Below are 3183 nucleotides of genomic sequence, written 5' to 3'. Positions count from 1 at the left end.
ATCTCCACGCTGGCCCCCGCTCGCTCCAACCCGCGGGTCGCGGACCGGAGGTTTCCGAGCCCCGTAGTCGACCAAGACGACGTCCGCCAGCGTCTCCGCGGGCGGCTCGAAGGTACTCATACTCCCTCTCGGAGGGGGACGGAAAAATCGGTTTCCCTTGCGACAGTCGGGTCGCCCCGGCGAGCGAAAAGCACCGAGCGGCTCAGTTCACTTCAGCGCCGCCTCGGCCATCCGCTGCGGGAAGCCTAAGAGTAGCGCCACGATCCCCTGCGCCTCGTCGCCCTCGCGGAGCGCCGACCGGATCCGCTGGGAGACGATCTCCACCGAGATGATCAACACGAGGATGACGAGGATCGTCGCCATCATGTTGGTGAACCGGAAGAGCCCCTGCTGGACGGACAGCACCTGCCCGAGCCCGCCGCCGCCGATGATGCCGAGCGAGACGGCGATCCGGACGTTGATCTCGAAGATGTACAGCGTCCACGCGATGAAGGGCGTCGTCACCTGCGAGAGCATCCCGAAGGTGATGAGCTGGGGTTTGTTCGCCCCGGTCGTCTCCATCGCCTCGATCGGGCCGTCCTCGATCTCTTCGAGTTCGTCCGTGAACAGCCGACCGAGGTTCCCGACCGTGTCGGTCGCGATCGCGAGCGTCGCGGTGACCGGGCCGATTCCGCCGAGCGGGATGTAGATCAGCCCCCACACCAGCGCCGGAATGGCGCGGATCGAGGACATCAGTCCGCGGAAGATGAAGTTAAAGGGGAAGGGAGTGACGCGACCGGAGCCGAGGACGCCGAAAAGCAGCGCGAGCGGGAACCCCATCACGGTGCCGGCAAAGCCCATCGCGAGGGTGATCCCGGCCTCGCCGAGCAGGGGGGTGTCGCCGCCAAACCCGCCCCAGATGAGGTTCTGCTCGGTGATGAACGACCAGTAGGCGGCGAATCCGCTCGGGTCGATGAACGGGAATCCCGGCGTGAGGAACGGGAAGAAGTCTCGCAGCGCGTTGAGGAAGTTCGGCAGGTACCTCGGGATGTTCGCCTCGAAGAACCCGACGGAGGTGAGCGCGTAGTAGAACAGTCCGGCGAGGACCACCAGTCCGACCCCGAACACGAGCGCGCGGACGCGACGCGCGAGGACGATCGCCTTGTACCGGTCGCGGACGGCGTCGTCGTGGCTCATTGACCCATCCCGCCCCCGGACACGCGCTTCGACGACGCGTCGTCGATCGAGCCGTCGTCGGCCGAGCCGCCGTCCGTCTCACCGTCGGGTGCGAACATGCCTTCAGTGTCGATGTCGCCGTAGATCTGGTCGATCACGTCCATGTCGAACTCGTCGCGGTAGCCGTCGAACACCTTCTGTCCGTCGCGCAGACCGATGAACCGCTCGCCGAACTTGCGAGCGAGGTTCACCTGATGGAGGCTGATGACCGCGGTCAGGCCGCGCTCGGCCGCGGCCGTTCGGAGGTAGCCCATCACCTGCTGAGAGGAGCCGGGATCGAGGCTCGCGACCGGCTCGTCCGCGAGCAGTAGCGTCGGGTCCTGTACCAGCGCGCGGGCGATCCCGACGCGCTGCTGTTGTCCGCCGGACATCTGCTGGGCGTTCTGCTGGGCCTCGTCCAAGAGACCGACGGTGTCGAGCGCGTCGAGCGCCTGGAGCTTGTCCGCTTCGCTCTGCCGCTGGAAGAGGGAGTCGACGAACGTGTTCCGGTTGAGCGAGCCGGTGAGCGCGTTCGAGTACGCGTTCATCTGCTCGATGATGTTGTGCTGTTGGAAGATCATGGCGATGTCCGGACGGGGCTCGGTGACCGGGGTGTCACCGATTCGGATCTCGCCTTCGGTAGGCGTTTCGAGCCCGTTCATACAGCGGAGGAGCGTCGACTTCCCCGACCCGGAGACACCGAGCACGATGACGAACTCCCCTTCGGGAATCTCGAAGGAGACGTCGTCGAGCGCGACGGTCTCGCCGAACCGCTTGGTCAGTCCGTCGACTGTGATACTACTCATTACGGTAAATGTTGTTCTCGGGGGGCCTTACGAAAGGTCTTCGAAGGAGAGACCGAGCTGGTCGAGGACGTCCCGGATGGGCTGGTAGTCGTCGATGCTCCCCTCCTGAACGCCGGTGAACCAGAGCGGCTCGCCGTCGTAGTCGTCGCCGTGGCTGAGATCCTCTTCGGTGACGTTGAGCATCGCCTCTTCGAGGTCGCCCTTGACCGAGTTGTCCCAGTTGGAACGGGTCACGAGCGGCGCGCGCGGGATCGGGTCGGAGACGGCGAGCAGCTGGAGCTCGGTACCCGACGACTCGATCTCGTCGCCCGCGCCCTCGTACTCCGCCGAGATGTCGACGAAGTCCTGCGACATCTCCTCGAACTGCGCCTGCGGGACGTAGGGCGCGGAGGAGAACGCGCCGGTCGTCGCCGCCATCACGTCGTCTCGCTGGACCATCTGTTCGCGCGCGGTGGTGTGGTCCGAGAACTCCGCCTCGAAGTTGCCCGGGTCGCCGTTGGGGGCGTCGCCGACGTCGAGACCGGCGTTCTGGAGGAGCGTGAGCGGGACGAGCGTCCCCGAGACCGAGAGGATGTCGCCCATGTAGATGAGCTCGCCTTCGATATCCGAGAGCGACTCGATGCCGCTGTCGGGCGTCGTCGTGACCGTCGAGAAGTACTGTGCCGCGCCGTACGCGATGCGGACGCCGACGATGTCGAGGATGTCCTCGCCGGCGATGACCGCGGACGGGGAGATGTCCGCGATCTCGCCCTGATCGTTTCGGATCGCCTGGAGCGTCGCCGTGTAGCTCTCGGCGCGGCTCGGCTCGATCGTCACCTCGACCTCCGACTCGAGGTACTCGAACATCGGCTGGTACTGCTCTTCGATCGCGACGTCCGACTCCGCCGGGTTCAGTACGAACCGCGCCGTCGGAACGTCGTCGGTCTCGCCGGAGGTTCCGCCGTTACCGGAACAGCCTGCGAGACCGATCGCACCGGCCGCACCCGCTGTTTTGACAAACGTTCGCCGATCCGCCGCCCACCTGTTGTCGGACATACACAGGACGGTTTCACTCGCGTGACTAATCGTTTTCTATGTTTTCTATATAGATCATGAACGACCGTCGGCGTCGAGCGGCGTCAGAGGGAGGATCAGAACTCACCGAGCCGCGACTGACCGTCGCCGCCGTCGCCGTCGCGGTTCC

At 65.5% G+C, this 3183-nt stretch carries 3 protein-coding genes and 1 pseudogene; all 4 read right to left on the bottom strand.

All coding sequences use genetic code 11. From position 1 onward, the window contains the following. Positions 1-120: pseudogene (locus tag BN903_RS16015) on the bottom strand (imidazole glycerol phosphate synthase subunit HisH); the annotation flags it as partial. Between the two features lie 87 nt (positions 121-207). Continuing rightward, positions 208-1176 carry a phosphonate ABC transporter, permease protein PhnE gene (gene phnE / locus BN903_RS12340; RefSeq protein ID WP_048078006.1) on the bottom strand — a complete coding sequence of 323 codons (969 nt, stop codon included), beginning with the start codon at positions 1174-1176 and terminating at the stop codon, positions 208-210. After that, positions 1173-2000 carry a phosphonate ABC transporter ATP-binding protein gene (gene phnC, locus BN903_RS12335; RefSeq protein WP_048078005.1) on the bottom strand — a complete coding sequence of 276 codons (828 nt, stop codon included), beginning with the start codon at positions 1998-2000 and terminating at the stop codon, positions 1173-1175. The genes phnE and phnC overlap by 4 nt, the downstream gene beginning before the upstream one ends. Before the next feature lie 27 nt (positions 2001-2027). Beyond that, positions 2028-3035, bottom strand: a complete 1008-nt coding sequence (locus tag BN903_RS12330) for a PhnD/SsuA/transferrin family substrate-binding protein (protein WP_048078004.1) — start codon at positions 3033-3035, stop codon at positions 2028-2030. Positions 3036-3183: the final 148 nt, after the last annotated feature.

This window comes from Halorubrum sp. AJ67 (genome assembly GCF_000513435.1).
The sequence above is the reverse complement of the archived record's forward strand: the minus strand, read 5'-3'. Positions and strand labels throughout refer to the sequence as shown.

Excerpts from the sequence above, each read along its gene's own strand:
- phnE (WP_048078006.1), bottom strand. The coding sequence starts at position 1,176 with ATGAGCCACGACGACGCCGTCCGCGACCGGTACAAGGCGATCGTCCTC.
- BN903_RS12330 (WP_048078004.1), bottom strand. The coding sequence starts at position 3,035 with ATGTCCGACAACAGGTGGGCGGCGGATCGGCGAACGTTTGTCAAAACA.
- phnC (WP_048078005.1), bottom strand. The coding sequence starts at position 2,000 with ATGAGTAGTATCACAGTCGACGGACTGACCAAGCGGTTCGGCGAGACC.